The organism is Caulobacter sp. GW821-FHT12A07 (assembly GCF_058807655.1).
In genome coordinates this window covers 272,712-286,887 of sequence record NZ_JBXAQX010000005.1, presented here as the reverse complement: position 1 = coordinate 286,887, position 14,176 = coordinate 272,712, and the positions used below count along the sequence as shown (strand labels likewise).

The window sequence follows — 14,176 nt, the reverse complement described above, 5'->3', positions numbered from 1 at the left end:
TCGCTAGGCGCCTCCAAACGGCGCCGCCAAAGCCTCTTCCCTGTACGAGACGAAAGCGACAGGCTCTCGTCGAAAACATTCCGAGGGGAACGAGTCATGGAACTTGGCATCCTGGTGCCGCTGGCGCCGTTCATCATGGTCGTCTGCATCGTCTGCATCCCGATGTGGCTGAAGAGCCGCGAGCGCCGGGAGATGCAGGCCACCGTCCGCGCCGCCATCGAGAAGGGCCAGGCGCTGCCGCCCGAGCTGATCGAGGCGCTGAGCAAGGAAGTCAAACCGCCGAAGGAATCCTCGGCCCTGCGCGACATGCGCGTCGGCGTGATCCTGATCGCCGTCGGCGGCGGTCTCGCCGTGCTGGGCTTCATGCTCGGCCAGGTCGAGGACGAGGCGCTGCACCCGATTCTCGGCGTCGCCGCCATCCCGGCCCTGATCGGCGTCGCCTATGTGGTCCTGAGCTTCTTCAACCCCAACAAGGGCGCGCGGCCTCTGAACTGAGGCTGTCCGCTGGGGAAGAGGGGACTTTTCATCATGGGTGTTCAACGCCCGCCAACCACCGGTCACGACGTCGAGCTGGCGGCCCTCGCCGCCACCGGCGACCGCGCCGCCTTCGGGGAGCTGGTGCGCAGGCACGGCTCGGCCGTACGGGGGCTGCTGCGTCGCCTCGGCGCCGATCCGGCCACGGCCGATGACGTCGCCCAGGACGCCTTCCTGGTCGGCTTCGAGCAGATCGCCGAATATCGCGGCGAGGGCTCCTTCGGCGGCTGGATCAAGAAGACCGCCGCGCGGCTCTATCTGCGCAAGGTCAAGCGCGACTCGCGCCTGATCTTCTCGGACGAGACGCCGGAGGATCCTTCGCCCGCGACCAGCGCCTCGCCGGGCGACCGGCTCGACCTGGACGAGGCTCTCAAGGGCCTGTCGCGCGGCGAGCAGCTGTGCGTCTCGCTGTGCTACGGCGCCGACTGGTCGCACGCCGAGGCGGCGGAGGCCTTGAATATCCCGATCGGGACGGTCAAATCCCATGTCAAACGTGGTCTCGATAAGCTCCGGGCCAGACTGGCCCCGTCACCGGACTCATCTGCGCGGAGGGAAGGTCATGGTTGATCGCGACTTCGACGCCCAGCTTTCGCGGCTGTTCGCCGCCCCGCCGGCCTTTTCCGACGCCGAAGCCTTTCAGGCCAAGGTCGAGCGGCGGCTCGATCGCGGCTGGGCCATGCGTCGCCTGCTGATCGGCGCGGCCGGCGCCGTCGCCGGCGTGGTGGCGGTGGGGCAACTGATCACCAGCCGCTTCGCCTCGGACCTGCAGCACGCTTCCGCGCAGGGCGTCACCAGCATGGACATGGGCGTCGACAAGCTGATGGGGCGGATCGACCAGTTCGTCGCCACGCCGGCCAGCGTCGAAACCCTGTGGCTTGGCGCGGCGCTTGCGGCTATCGCTCTGGCCTTCGCCGTCACCCGACTGGTCGAAGAGTTCTAATTCCGGAGGGCGGCCCCCGTCGCGCTCCGGTCATCGAAGAGAGCCGGAGCGAGTCTTGTCCGCCCATCGCCAGGAGACGGTCCGCCGTCTCGCCGCCCCCGATATCGCCGCCCGCAAGGGCGGCGTTCCGATCGTCTGCCTCACCGCCTACACCGCCCCGGTGGCGGCCGCCCTCGACGACGCCTGCGACGTGCTGCTGGTCGGCGATTCGCTGGGCATGGTCGTCCACGGCCTGCCCAACACGGTCGGCGTGACCATGGAGATGATGATCCTGCACGGCCAGGCGGTCATGCGCGGCTCCCGCAAGGCCATGGTCGTCGTCGACATGCCCTTCGGGTCCTACGAGGGCGCGCCGGAAGAGGCCTACGCCAACGCCGTCCGCATCATGAAGGAGACCGGGGCCCAGGCCGTGAAGGTCGAGAGCGGCCCCACCGTGCCCCAGACCATCCGCTACCTCGTCGATCGCGGCGTGCCGGTGATGGGCCATGTGGGCCTGCGCCCGCAGGCGGTGCTGGTCGACGGCGGCTTCAAGGCCAAGGGCCGCGACGAGGAAGGCCGCCAGAAGATCCTGGCCGAGGCCCGCGCCACCGCCGAGGCCGGCGCCTTCGCCGTGGTGGTCGAGGGCGTCGCCGAGGCCCTGGCCCGCGAGATCACCGAGACGATCGCCCCGCCGACCATCGGCATCGGCGCCTCTGCCGGCTGCGACGGCCAGGTGCTGGTCAGCGACGACATGCTGGGCCTGTTCGACTGGACGCCCAAGTTCGTGCGCCGCTACGCCGACCTGAAGGGCCAGATCGAAAAGGCCGCCGCCGACTACGCCCGCGACGTCAAGGACCGCAGCTTCCCCGGCGCGGCCGAGACGTACTACGCCAAGAAGGACTGACCTCTTTTCCCCTCTCCCCTTGCGGGAGAGGGTGGCCTCCGAAGGAGGTCGGGTGAGGGGTCTCTCAAAACTATCCGCCACGAACCTGGGCGAAGCCTCGAACGTTTGAGAAACCCCTCATCCGTCGGCTTCGCCGCCACCTTCTCCCGCAAGGGGAGAAGGACCCTGATCCCGCCGTTGCGGCGGCGGCGGACACGCTATAGGTTCGCCGCCTGCGTCGCGGCCAGGGGCCGTGGCGACTTGATGTTCAACCTTGCGTCGTCCGGAAACCCTTCCGGTCCTCGACGCCCCGGCGCTTTCCGCGCCCGTACCGGAGCCTCGTTCGTGGTCGATGTGTTTGACGAGGTCGAAGAGCAGCTTCGCTCCGACCGCTACAAGACCTTCGCGCTGAAGTCGCTGCCCGTCCTGGGCGCGGTCGCCGCGGTCGCGGTCCTGGGCGTCGGCGGCTGGTGGGGCTGGACGACGTACGAGACCAACCGCGCCAACAAGGCGTCGGAAGCTGTCCAGGCGACCCTCGAATCCTACGAGAAGGAAGGCCCGGCCAAGGCCTTCGGCGAGTTCGAGAAGCTGTCGAAGGAAGGCAATGCGGGCTACCGCGCCCTGGCCCTGATGCAGATGGGCGGCATCCGCCTGGACGAGCGCAAGACGGCCGAAGCTGTCGGTTATTTCGACGAAGCGGCCAAGATTGCTCCCGATCCTGTCATGGGTGACATAGCTCGCCTCAAATCCGCCTTCGCGCTCATGGACACGGCTCCCTATCAGGAGATCGAGTCGAGGCTGACCCCGTTGACCGGCGAGAAGAGCCCTTACCGCGTGCAAGCCAAGGAGGCCTTGGCCTTCGCGAAGCTGCAGGCGGGCAAGAGCGCCGACGCACGCGGCGACTTCGTCGTGCTGTCGCTGCTGTCGGATGCGTCCGACGACACGCGCCAGCGGGCCCAGGCCGCTATCCAGATGATCGACTCCGGCTCGGCCAAGTCGCTGCCGGCCGCCGTCAAGGCCGCCGTCGCTCTGCCGCCGCCGATCCAACTCGCGCCCGGCCAGCTGCCGCCGGGCCTGCAACCCCAAGCTCGATGAGCCGCCGACCCATGACTTTGAAGCGCTCCCTGCTGCTCGCCGCGATGATGTCGGCCGCAGTGTCGGTGACCGGTTGCTCGACGGTTTCGAAACTCAATCCGTTCGGCAAGGACGAGAAGAACAAGGCCCAGGCCACGCAAGGCCAGCGGATCTCGGTCATCGCCTTCGACCAGAAGGTCGAGGCCGCCGACGGCCTGAAGGGCGTCGACTTCTTCCTGCCGGAAGCCCAGCCAAAGGCCGACTGGCGTCTGCCGGGCGGCTCGCCCGAGCAGTCGGTCGAGCACGTCGCCGCCGCCAAGGACGTCGAGATCGCCTGGCGCAAGGGCTTCGGCCAGAAGGCCAACCGCACCTTCCACATCACCGCGACCCCGGTCTCGGCCGAAGGCAAGATCTTCGTCATGGACGGCGAGGCCAAGGTCTCGGCGCTTGACGCGAACACGGGCGAGACCCTGTGGCGCAAGGATCTGCGTCCGGCCGCCCAGCCGGGCAAGCGCGGCTTCTTCGGCATCGGCGGCGACAAGGGCGACACCGAGGGCTTCGGCGGCGGCATCGCCTATGCCGACGGCAAGCTCTACGTCTCGTCGGGCTTCCGCTTCGTGGCCCAGATCGATGCGGCCAACGGCAAGGAAAACTGGCGCCAGCCCACCAGCACGCCGGTCCACGCTGCCCCGACCGTGGTCGACGGCCGCGTGTTCGTGGTCTCGACCGACAACGAACTGCTGACCTTCGCGGCGGCCGACGGCACCCCGGGCTGGACCTACCAGGCCCTGATCGAGCCGGCCCGCATCCTGGCCGCCTCGAGCCCTGCCGTCAGCGGCGACACCGTCGTCGCCGGCTTCGCCTCGGGCGAACTGGTGGCCCTGCGCGCCGGCAACGGTAACGACCTGTGGAGCGAGGCCCTCAGCCGCGCCAGCCGCACCAACGCCCTGTCGGAAATCCGCGACATCGCCGGCCGCCCGGTGATCTACAAGGGCGACGTCTACGCCGTCAGCCACTCGGGCGTGTTCTCGGCCACCGACCTGCGCACGGGCCAGGCCCGCTGGAGCCTGCCGGTCACCGCCATCACCACCCCCTGGGCGGCTGGCGACGTGGTCTATGTGGTCGACAAGGCCGGCCAGGTGATCTGCGTCTCGCGCGACGGCGGCCAGGTCCACTGGATCCGCGACCTCAACGAGAGCGACAAGCTCAGCAAGAAGCAGAAGAAGAAGCTGGCCAAGCATCCGCGCATCTGGTCCAGCCCGATCCTGGCTTCGGGCCGCCTGATCACGGTGTCGAGCTACGGCGAGGCCGTGGCCCTGAACGCCAAGACCGGTGAAAAGGAAAAGACCCTGAAGATCGGTTCGCCGGTCCTGCTGTCGCCGATCGCGGTCGGCGACAAGGTCTATCTGGTGACCGACGAGGCCCAGCTGATCGCGATCCGCTGATACTTTCCGGGCTCCCTTCGGAGCCCGGCGCAACACAAATCGTCCCGGGCCCGGGCTGGCGGAAACGCCGGCCCGGGCTTGTTGCTTTGCCGGGACCGGAAAAATCGACTACTGACCGCCTATGCCTTTGAAACTCGCCATCGTCGGCCGCCCCAATGTGGGCAAGTCCACGCTGTTCAACCGTCTGGCCGGCAGGAAGCTGGCCCTGGTCGACGATCAGCCGGGGGTCACCCGTGACCGCCGCTTCGCGCACGGCCGCCTCGGCGACCTCGATCTGGAACTGATCGACACCGCCGGCTTCGAGGACGTCACCGACGAGAGCCTGGAAGCGCGCATGCGCGCCCAGACCGAACTCGCCATCGACGAAGCCGATGTCGCGCTGTTCGTGTTCGACGCCCGCGAGGGCCTGACGCCGCTCGACAAGATCTTCGCCGAGATGCTGCGCCGTCGGAACAAGCCGGTGGTGGTCGCCGCCAACAAGTCGGAAGGCAAGCAGGCCGAGGCCGGCGCCGCCGAGGCTCACCGCCTGGGCCTGGGCGAGCCGATCCCGATCAGCGGCGAGCACGGCGAGGGCATGGCCGACCTCTATGCGGCGCTGCTGGCGGTGACGCCCGACGAGCTGCAGGAAGAGTTCGAGGACTACGACGACGACACCAAGCCGATCAAGATCGCCATCATCGGCCGCCCGAACGCCGGCAAGTCGACCCTGGTCAACCGCCTGATCGGCGAGCAGCGCCTGCTGACCGGCCCCGAGGCCGGCATCACCCGCGATTCGATCTCGGTCGACTGGACCTGGGACGGCCGCAAGATCCGCCTCGTCGACACCGCCGGCCTGCGCAAGAAGGCCAAGGTCAACGAGAAGCTCGAGAAGCTCTCGACCCAGGACACCATCCGCTCGCTGACCTTCGCCGAGGTCGTGCTGCTGGTGATGGACGCCACCCACCCGTTCGAGACCCAGGATCTGCAGATCGCCGACCTGGCCGAGCGGGAAGGGCGCTGCGTCGTCTTCGTGCTGGCCAAGTGGGACCTGATCGAGGATCCGGGCCAGATCCTGAAGGAATTCAACGAGCACGCCGAGCGCATGCTGCCCCAGCTGCGCGGCGCGCCCGTCGTGGCCCTGTCGGGCGAGACCGGCCGTGGCGTCGAGCGCCTGATGCCGGCCGTGATCAAGACGCACCGCGACTGGTCGACCAAGGTCAAGACCCGCGACCTGAACGACTGGCTGCAGCTGGCCATGCAGCGCCACCCGCCGCCCTCGGTCGGCGGTAAGCGCGTGAAGCCGAAGTACATGGCCCAGACCAAGGCCCGTCCGCCGACCTTCGTGCTGTTCTCCAGCCGCGCCGACCAGATGCCCGACCATTACCGGCGCTATCTGGTGAACAGCCTGCGGGAAAGCTTCGATCTGCCGGGCGTTCCGCTGCGCATCACCATCAAGTCGGGCGCCAACCCCTATGCCGAGCCTGAGCAGGGGCATGTGGTTCGTGGCAAACGCGCCTTCGAGAAGAAGGAAGCCGAGAAGGCGCGCCTGAAGGCCTCGCGCAACACGGTCAAGAAGTCGGCCCAGAGGGCGGCGATCCTGGCCGAGGCGCCGGCGGACGACAGCGCGGCCGCGCCCAGCAAGCCTGTCCCGACCAAGGCTGTTTCCAGCAAGCCCGCTTCTGGTAAGCGCGCTGGCGCCATCAAGGCCGATGCCGCCAAGGGCGAGGCGCCGGCCAAGGCCGACACCGGCAAGGCGGCGGTCAAGTCGGTGAAGCCGCAGGGCCCCAAGGCCCAGAAGAAGGTCTCGACCACCCCGAGCTACAAGGTCGGGGCCAAGGCCGCGGGCGGCAAGGCCGGCGGTCCGCGCCGTCCGGTGGCCGGTTCGCGCGTGGTGCGCGGCAACAAGACGCCCGGCGGCAAGCCCAAGGGCCGCTAACCCGTCAGCCAGGGCGGGGAGGGGTCTAGAACTCTTCCCAGTCCTGGCCCACGGCCACGCCCGGGCGGAACGACTGGGCGATGCGCTCGTGCGCGGCGGCGACTGGGCTGCGGGGCGCCGGGGCGCGGGGCGCGGCGGCGGCCGGCGCGACCTTGGCGATCTGGGTCCCGGTGTCGAACCGCGAGACCAGCTCGGCCAGCGACGAGGCCTCGTTGCGCAGGCAGGCGGCCGCCGCGGTGGCTTCCTCCACCATGGCCGCGTTGCGCTGGGTCACCTGGTCCATCTGGTTGATGGCGGTGTTGACCTGGTTGAGACCCGTGGCCTGCTCGTGGGCCGACTGGGCGATCTCGGAAATCAGGGTGTCGATCTCGGCGATGCGGCCGACGATGCCGTTCAGCGACTGGCCGGTGTCGACCACCAGCTTGGCGCCGCGGTCGACCTGGGCGCTGCTGTTGGCGATCAGGGTCTTGATCTCCTTGGCCGCCTCGGCCGAGCGCTGGGCCAGGGCCCGCACTTCCTGGGCGACGACGGCGAAGCCGCGGCCCGCCTCGCCGGCCCGGGCCGCCTCGACGCCGGCGTTCAGGGCCAGAAGGTTGGTCTGGAAGGCGATCTCGTCGATCACCCCGATGATCTGGCCGATCTTGCCCGAGCTCTGCTCGATCTCGCCCATGGCCTCGATGGCGTCACGCATGATCTCGCCCGAGCGGGTGACCTCCTGGCGCGTGGTCGAAGCGGCGGTCGAGGCCGAACGGGCGCCCTCGGCGCTGCGGCGCACGGTGGCGGTGATCTCGTCCAGGGCCGCGGCGGTTTCTTCCAGGGCGGCGGCCTGCTGCTCGGTGCGCTTGGAAAGGTCCTCCGACGCCCCGGTGATCTCGTTGGAGCCGTTGTGCACGCCGTTGGTCGACGAGCCGATCTGGTTCATGGCGTCGCGCAGGGCGGCCAGGGCGGCGTTGTAGTCGCTCTTGATCGAGGCGAAGCGGCCGTCGAAGGCGGCGGTGATGTCGGCGGTCAGGTCGCCGGCGGCCAGGCGCTTGAGGTTGTCGGCCAGGGTCAGCACCACGGCGCCTTGCTCGGCCTCGGTCTTGCGCAGCGTCTCGTTGGCCAGCCGCTCATGCTCGGCCTGGGTGATGTCGGTGCAGAATTTGATGACCTTGCAGGGCTTGCCGTCCGCGTCGAACACGGGGTTGTAGGCGCCCTGGATCCAGATCTCGACGCCGCCCTTGCCCTGGCGCTGGAACTTACCGGCGAAGAACTCGCCGCGGCCCAGGTTCAGCCAGAACTGCTTGTACTCGTCGCTGCGGGCGAACTCCGGATCGGCGAACATGCTGTGGTGGCGGCCGCGGATCTCGTCCAGCGAATAGCCCACCGTCTTCAGGAAGTTGGTGTTGGCGGTCAGGATCGTGCCGTCGAGCTCGAACTCGATGACCGCCTGCGAGCGATGGATCGCCGCGACGGTGGCTTCGAGCTCGGCGAGGCGCTGGTCGGCGGTGTCGCGACCGCGCTTGAACGACAGGAAAGACATTCGGATCCGAGCTCCGCCGGAGGCAGCGGCGAGTTTCGCCACGACCCAAGGGTGAGCTTCGATCCGTTATCTCCCGCTTAACAACGTTCTTCGAAATCTTGCATCAGGTGCGTCGGATTGACGCGAACAACAATTTCAACGCCTTAAGTCCCATTGTCGACTTAGTGGCCTATTGCAGATCGTAGACGATCCGGCGAAATCCGCGATTTCGGATATCCTGATTTTACTTGGAATACGTAATCTGCACCTGGGATTGCTTAACAGCCATCCGTTCAGCCGAGACTGGCGGCTTCCTGGCCTCGTTCCTTGAAGCGAACGACGCCTCGCGGAGGCTCGCGCTCAGGGCGAGCCAGGTCGACGACGAAGGGCGCGATCTCGGCCGGATCCTGCACGGTGGCCTGATCCTCGCCCGGGAAGGCGAGCGCCCGCATCTTGGTGCGCATGGCGCCCGGGTCGATGCAGAAGGCCCGCACGGCGGTGTTCTCCATCTCGTCGGCATAGCAGTCGACGATGGCCTCCAGCCCGGCCTTGGAAGCGGCGTAGGCGCCCCAGAAGGCCCGGTGGCTCTTGGCGACGCTGCTGGTCAGGAAGATGGCCCGGCCGGCGTCGGAGGCGCGCAGCAGCGGGTCCATGGCCCGGATCAGCCGCCAGTTGGCCGTCAGGTTGGTCGACAGGATCATGTCCCAGCCCTTGGGGTCCAGGTGACCCACCGGCGTCAGGGCGCCCAGCACGCCGGCCGCGCCGACCAGGATGTCGAGCTTGCCGAAGCGCTGGTGCAGGGCCGCGCCCAGGTGATCCAGGCCGTCGGCCTCGCGCAGGTCCAGGGGGACCAGGGTGGCGTGTTCGCCGGTGGCGGCCAGGATCGCGTCGTCCAGGGCCTCCAGCGCGCCCTGGGTGCGGCCCAGAGCCACGACATGAGCGCCGGCCTGCGCCAGGCCCAGCGCGATGGCGCGGCCGATGCCGCGCGTGGCGCCGGTGACGAGGGCGATGCGGCCGGCCAGCGGCGTGTCGGTGGTGGTCATGAGCGTTTCCTGCGCCTCCATTTTACGTTCAGAGCGTGATGGCCGCCGAAACCGCTTACGCTTTCGGCTATCACGCTCTGGCGGGCGTTTGTCTTTGTCTAGTCAGGCCTCGTCGGCTGGCCGCGCTCCGTAGCGCTGCGCCAGCACCGAACAGGCCATCAGCTGGATCTGGTGGAAGATCATCAGCGGCAGCACCAGCACCCCGGCCGTCGCGCCGGGGAACAGGATGCCGGCCATCGGCACGCCGGTGGCCAGGCTCTTCTTGGAGCCGCAGAACACGATGGCCACCTCGTCGGCCTTGGAGAAGCCCAGCGCCCGGGCGCCGAACATCGTGGCCAGCATGACCAGCGTCAGCAGCACGCCGCAGACCAGCAGCAGCACGATCAGCTCCAGCGGCGAAACCTTATGCCAGAGGCCCTCGACCACGGCGGCGCTGAAGGCCGAATAGACCACCAGCAGGATCGAGCCGCGATCCACGCGCCCGACCAGGGTCTTGTGCTTCTCGATCCACTTGCCGACCAGCGGCCGGGCCAACTGGCCGGCCACGAACGGCAGCAGCAGCTGGACGACGATCGACTGGATCGACTCCCAGCCGCCGACGTCGCCGTGGGCGTTCATCAGCAGGCCCACCAGCACTGGCGTCAGGAATATGCCGAACAGGTTCGAAGCCGAGGCCGCACAGACGGCGGCGGCGACGTTGCCGCGCCCGATCGAGGTGAAGGCGATCGACGACTGCACGGTCGAAGGCAGGCAGGCCAGGAACACCATCCCCGCCGCCATGGTCGGCGACAGCACGCCAGCCTTGCTGATGGCCAGGCCCAGGACTGGGAACAGCAGGAAGGTGAAGGCCAGGATCGTCAGGTGCAGCCGCCAGTGGGTGATCCCGGCGACCACGGCCTCGCGCGACAGCTTGGCGCCGTGCAGGAAGAACAGCAGCGCGATGGCGACCTTCACCACCCAGCCGGTGATCTCGGCCGCCTGGCCCCGCACCGGCAGGAACGAGGCCAGCACCACCATGCTGAACAGCGCGATGATGTAGGCGTCGATCTTCAGCTTGGAGAGGACGGCGGAGACGGGATTGGCCAAGGGGCGACTCTCACAAAGGTCGTCGCCCGGCGTTGGCGGGCGACCCGAGCGGCCGGAAGATCAAAGCGAATTGGCCGTGTACCGGGGTAGCGCAGCTTGGGTCCTTCGAACAAGCCGAAGGACCCGAAAGGCTGGCGTCAGGCGCTGAGCAGCGACAGCTGCTTTTCGACCTGGTCGTTGCGGCCCTCGGCGATTTCGCGATCGGTCAGGCGCGTGGGGTAGTCGCCGGTGAAGTAGTGGTCGGTGAACTGCGGGGCGGCCGGATCGCGCGGCGCGCAGTCCAGGGCCTCGTACAGGCCTTCGACCGACAGGAAGCCCAGGCTGTCCACTTCCAGGAACTTGGCCATCTCTTCCAGCGACTTGGTCGCCGCCAGCAGCTGTTCGCGCTCCGGCATGTCGATGCCGTAGAAGTCGGGCCACTTGATCGGCGGGCTGGCCGAGCGCAGGTGCACTTCCTTGGCGCCGGCCTCGCGGACCATGCGGACGATCTTCAGCGAGGTGGTGCCGCGCACGATCGAGTCGTCGATCAGGATGACGCGCTTGCCTTCCAGCACGGCGCGGTTGGGGCTGTGCTTCATGCGCACGCCCAGTTCGCGAACGCCCTGGGTCGGCTGGATGAAGGTGCGGCCCACATAGTGGTTGCGGATGATGCCCAGGTCGAAGGGCAGGCCGCTTTCGGCCGCGTAGCCGATCGCCGCCGGCACGCCGCTGTCGGGCACGGGCACCACGACGTCGGCCTCGACGCCGGTCTCGATGGCCAGGCGGCGGCCCATGCGCTTGCGCACCTCATAGACCGAGCGGCCGTTCACGACGCTGTCGGGACGGGCGAAGTAGACGTATTCGAACACGCAGGGGCGGGCGGCCGGGGCCGCGAACGGCCGCAGCGACTTCACGCCGGTGTCGCTGATCACCACCATCTCGCCGTGCTCGACGTCGCGCACGAAGCGGGCGCCGATCATGTCGAGGGCGCAGGTTTCCGAGGCCAGGACGGGCTTGCCGTCCAGGTCGCCCAGCACCAGCGGGCGGATGCCCAGCGGGTCGCGCACGCCGATCATCTTCTTGTTGGTGATGGCCACCAGGGCGTAGCCGCCTTCGATCTGGCCGATGGCGTCGATGAAGCGGTCGACGATGCGGGCCTTACGCGAACGGGCGATCAGGTGGAGGATGACCTCAGAGTCCGAGGTCGACTGGAAGATCGCGCCTTCCTGCACCAGGCGCTCGCGCAGGGTCAGGAAGTTGGTCAGGTTGCCGTTGTGGGCCAGGGCCAGACCGCCCGTCTCCAGGTCGGCGAACATCGGCTGGACGTTACGGATGCCGCTGCCGCCGGCCGTGGAGTAGCGGGTGTGGCCGATGGCCATGTGGCCTGGCAGGCGCTGGACGAGGTCGGCGCCGGTGAAGGCGTCGCCGACGTGGCCCATGTGGCGTTCGGTGTGGAAGCGCTGGCCGTCGAAGGCGGCGATGCCGCAGGCCTCTTGCCCCCGGTGCTGCAGGGCGTGCAGGCCCAGCGCCGCGATGGCCGAGGCGTCCCGTGCGCCGAAAACGCCGAACACGCCGCACTCCAGGCGCAGGGTGTCATCCTCGGGATCACGCCAGGGCATGGACGAGAAGCGGTCGGTCGACTGGCCGAAAGACGTCATCGCGATTTCTCCACCAGATCGTCGGACTTTCGACGCTGGTCCTTATCATAGCCTTCTTCGCCACGGTCGGCGTCGGACGGTTTGTCGCTGGCGCCGTCGCGGACCGCGTCCTCGATGGCGGGGGCCAGCTTGCCGGCAAGTCCGGCGCCCTTCGGGGCGAACACCTTCAGCACCCGGGCGCTGGCGTTGGACAGCGGATAGAAGATCGAGTCCGACACCCAGGCCGGCACGCGGTCGCGCGGCGTGGCCATGTGGAAGACGAGGTTGAAGACGCCCAGAACGACGAGGGCGCGCAGCAGGCCAAAGCCCAGGCCCACCAGGCGATCCAGCATGCCCAGCGCGCCATCGGCGTGCAGGGTCTTGGTCAGCTGGCCGCCGATGAAGCGCAAGGTCACGAAGGCGACGACGAAGGTGACCAGGATCGCGGCGGCCGTGGCCGCCCAGTCCGGGTCCATCAATTCGCGGAAGAGGGGGCCGGTCAGGCGCAGGCCCAGCAGGGCGACGACGGCGGCGACGATGAACGACAGCGCCGAGGTCAGCTCGCGCGAGGCGCCGCGAAAGAAGCCCACGGCGCCGGAAACCAGCAGGATCAGTCCGGCGATGATGTCGAACGGCGTCACGCGTGCGAGCTCCAGATGTCGTTCTCGATTCTACGGACCGCGTCGGCCAGTCGCGCCGCGCCGGCCACCGGCAGGGCGCCGCCGCCTTCGGGCAGGCCCGACAGCGGTCCCAGCGCGCGGCCGAACCCCAGCTTGGCGGCTTCCTTCAAACGCGACTCCATTCGGCTCACTGGCCGGATCTCGCCGGAGAGGCTGACCTCGCCGAACACCACGCAGTCCTGCGGCAGGGCGACATCCATGGCCGAAGAGGCCAGAGCGGCCGCCGCCGCGAGGTCGGCGGCGGGTTCGGTGATCCTCAGCCCGCCGGCGACGTTCAGATAGACGTCCTTGTCGCCAAAACCAAGGCCGCACCGCGATTCAAGCACGGCGAGCACCATGGCGAGACGCCCGGAATCCCATCCGACCACGGCGCGTCTGGGCGTTCCGTAGGCGGACGGGGCCACCAGGGCCTGGAATTCCACCAGAACGGGGCGCGAGCCCTCGATGCCGGCGAACACCGCCGCCCCGGCCGCGCGCTCCCCGCCTTCGTTGAGGAACAGGGCCGAGGGGTTCTTCACTTCGCGCAGGCCGATGTCGCCCATCTCGAAGACGCCGATCTCGTCGGTGGCCCCGAAACGGTTCTTGGCCCCGCGCAGGATGCGGAACGGATAGCCGCGCTCGCCCTCGAAGCTCAGCACGGCGTCGACCAGGTGCTCGACCACGCGCGGGCCGGCGATCTGGCCGTCCTTGGTGACGTGGCCGACCAGCAGGATCGCCACGCCCTGCTTCTTGGCCAGGCGCACCAGCTCGGTTGCGCAGGCCCGCACCTGGGTGACCGTGCCGGGACCGGCCTCGTGGGCGTCGCTCCACATGGTCTGGATCGAGTCGATGACCACCAGGTCGAACTTGTCCCGCTTCAGCCCGTCGAGGATGTCGCGCAGGCTGCTCTCTGCCGCCAGCTTCACCGGCGCGCCGGCCAGGCCCATGCGGTCGGCGCGGCCGCGGATCTGCTCCACGGCCTCTTCGCCCGAGATGTAGGCGCAGGACACGCCCCGGCTCGAGGCGTTGGCGCAGACCTGCAGCAGCAGGGTCGACTTGCCCACGCCCGGGTCGCCGCCGATCAGGATCGCCGAGCCCGGCACCACGCCGCCGCCGCAGACCCTGTCGAACTCGTCGACGCCGGTCAGGATGCGGGGCGGGGCGGGGGTGTCGCTTTCGAGGCCCGTGAACTGAAGGCCGCGGTTGCGCGTGGCCTTGGTGGCCGAGAGGCTGCCGGGCGCGCGGACGCCGACCTCCTCGACGAGGGTGTTCCAGCTCTGGCAGGCGGGGCATTGCCCGGCCCACTTGCTCTGGACCGCTCCGCAGGACTGGCAGGCGTAGACGGCGCCGTCGCGGGCCATGGGGTCTTCCTGATTCTCGAATGGGTGGAGACTACAGGCTGGAGCGTCGCTGCGCCAAAGCCGGACGCAGCTGCATCGGCCCAGCCTGTCGCCGAACCTTGTTCCCGTTTTGCGCGCGTTGCGTATAGATAGACACCGGG

At 68.8% G+C, this 14,176-nt stretch carries 13 protein-coding genes; 7 read left to right on the top strand and 6 right to left on the bottom strand.

The features are described 5' to 3' along the window. The first annotated feature begins 96 nt into the window (after positions 1–96). The 7 genes from AC1RRS_RS12980 to der all read left to right on the top strand — a co-directional run bounded on the left by AC1RRS_RS12980 (position 97) and on the right by der (position 6,770). Positions 97–495 carry a DUF6249 domain-containing protein gene (locus AC1RRS_RS12980; RefSeq protein WP_492855525.1) on the top strand — a complete coding sequence of 133 codons (399 nt, stop codon included), beginning with the start codon at positions 97–99 and terminating at the stop codon, positions 493–495. Positions 496–528: 33 nt separating this feature from the next. After that, positions 529–1,101, top strand: a complete 573-nt coding sequence (locus AC1RRS_RS12975) for an RNA polymerase sigma factor (RefSeq protein WP_487288742.1) — start codon at positions 529–531, stop codon at positions 1,099–1,101. Then, a complete protein-coding gene (locus AC1RRS_RS12970) occupies positions 1,094–1,474 on the top strand; it encodes a hypothetical protein (protein ID WP_487288740.1) in 381 nt (126 codons plus the stop codon). The genes AC1RRS_RS12975 and AC1RRS_RS12970 overlap by 8 nt, the downstream gene beginning before the upstream one ends. A gap of 55 nt (positions 1,475–1,529) precedes the next feature. Next, a complete protein-coding gene (panB, locus tag AC1RRS_RS12965) occupies positions 1,530–2,357 on the top strand; it encodes a 3-methyl-2-oxobutanoate hydroxymethyltransferase (protein ID WP_487288739.1) in 828 nt (275 codons plus the stop codon). A 324-nt stretch (positions 2,358–2,681) separates the two neighbouring features. Continuing rightward, complete coding sequence (locus AC1RRS_RS12960) at positions 2,682–3,431, top strand: tetratricopeptide repeat protein (protein ID WP_110117811.1); 750 nt, start codon at positions 2,682–2,684, stop codon at positions 3,429–3,431. Between the two features lie 11 nt (positions 3,432–3,442). Beyond that, positions 3,443–4,855: a PQQ-like beta-propeller repeat protein gene (locus tag AC1RRS_RS12955; protein ID WP_487288738.1), complete on the top strand. Its 1,413-nt coding sequence runs from the start codon at positions 3,443–3,445 to the stop codon at positions 4,853–4,855. 121 nt (positions 4,856–4,976) lie between these two features. Next, entirely contained in the window at positions 4,977–6,770 is a 1,794-nt protein-coding gene (gene der, locus AC1RRS_RS12950; RefSeq protein WP_492855523.1) for a ribosome biogenesis GTPase Der, read from the top strand. 25 nt (positions 6,771–6,795) lie between these two features. Here der and AC1RRS_RS12945 read toward each other — a convergent pair whose 3' ends face one another. The 6 genes from AC1RRS_RS12945 to radA all read right to left on the bottom strand — a co-directional run bounded on the left by AC1RRS_RS12945 (position 6,796) and on the right by radA (position 14,036). Continuing rightward, positions 6,796–8,292: a methyl-accepting chemotaxis protein gene (locus tag AC1RRS_RS12945; RefSeq protein ID WP_492855522.1), complete on the bottom strand. Its 1,497-nt coding sequence runs from the start codon at positions 8,290–8,292 to the stop codon at positions 6,796–6,798. A 272-nt stretch (positions 8,293–8,564) separates the two neighbouring features. Next, complete coding sequence (locus AC1RRS_RS12940) at positions 8,565–9,314, bottom strand: SDR family NAD(P)-dependent oxidoreductase (protein ID WP_492855520.1); 750 nt, start codon at positions 9,312–9,314, stop codon at positions 8,565–8,567. A gap of 102 nt (positions 9,315–9,416) precedes the next feature. Beyond that, on the bottom strand, positions 9,417–10,400 hold the full coding sequence (locus AC1RRS_RS12935; protein ID WP_110117817.1) for a bile acid:sodium symporter family protein: 984 nt from the start codon (positions 10,398–10,400) through the stop codon (positions 9,417–9,419). A 137-nt stretch (positions 10,401–10,537) separates the two neighbouring features. Next, complete coding sequence (purF, locus tag AC1RRS_RS12930; RefSeq protein ID WP_487288731.1) at positions 10,538–12,037, bottom strand: amidophosphoribosyltransferase; 1,500 nt, start codon at positions 12,035–12,037, stop codon at positions 10,538–10,540. Continuing rightward, a complete protein-coding gene (locus AC1RRS_RS12925) occupies positions 12,034–12,657 on the bottom strand; it encodes a CvpA family protein (protein WP_492855519.1) in 624 nt (207 codons plus the stop codon). The genes purF and AC1RRS_RS12925 overlap by 4 nt, the downstream gene beginning before the upstream one ends. Beyond that, a complete protein-coding gene (radA, locus tag AC1RRS_RS12920) occupies positions 12,654–14,036 on the bottom strand; it encodes a DNA repair protein RadA (RefSeq protein ID WP_198575098.1) in 1,383 nt (460 codons plus the stop codon). Before radA ends, AC1RRS_RS12925 begins: the two co-directional genes overlap by 4 nt. Between the last annotated feature and the right edge of the window lie 140 nt (positions 14,037–14,176).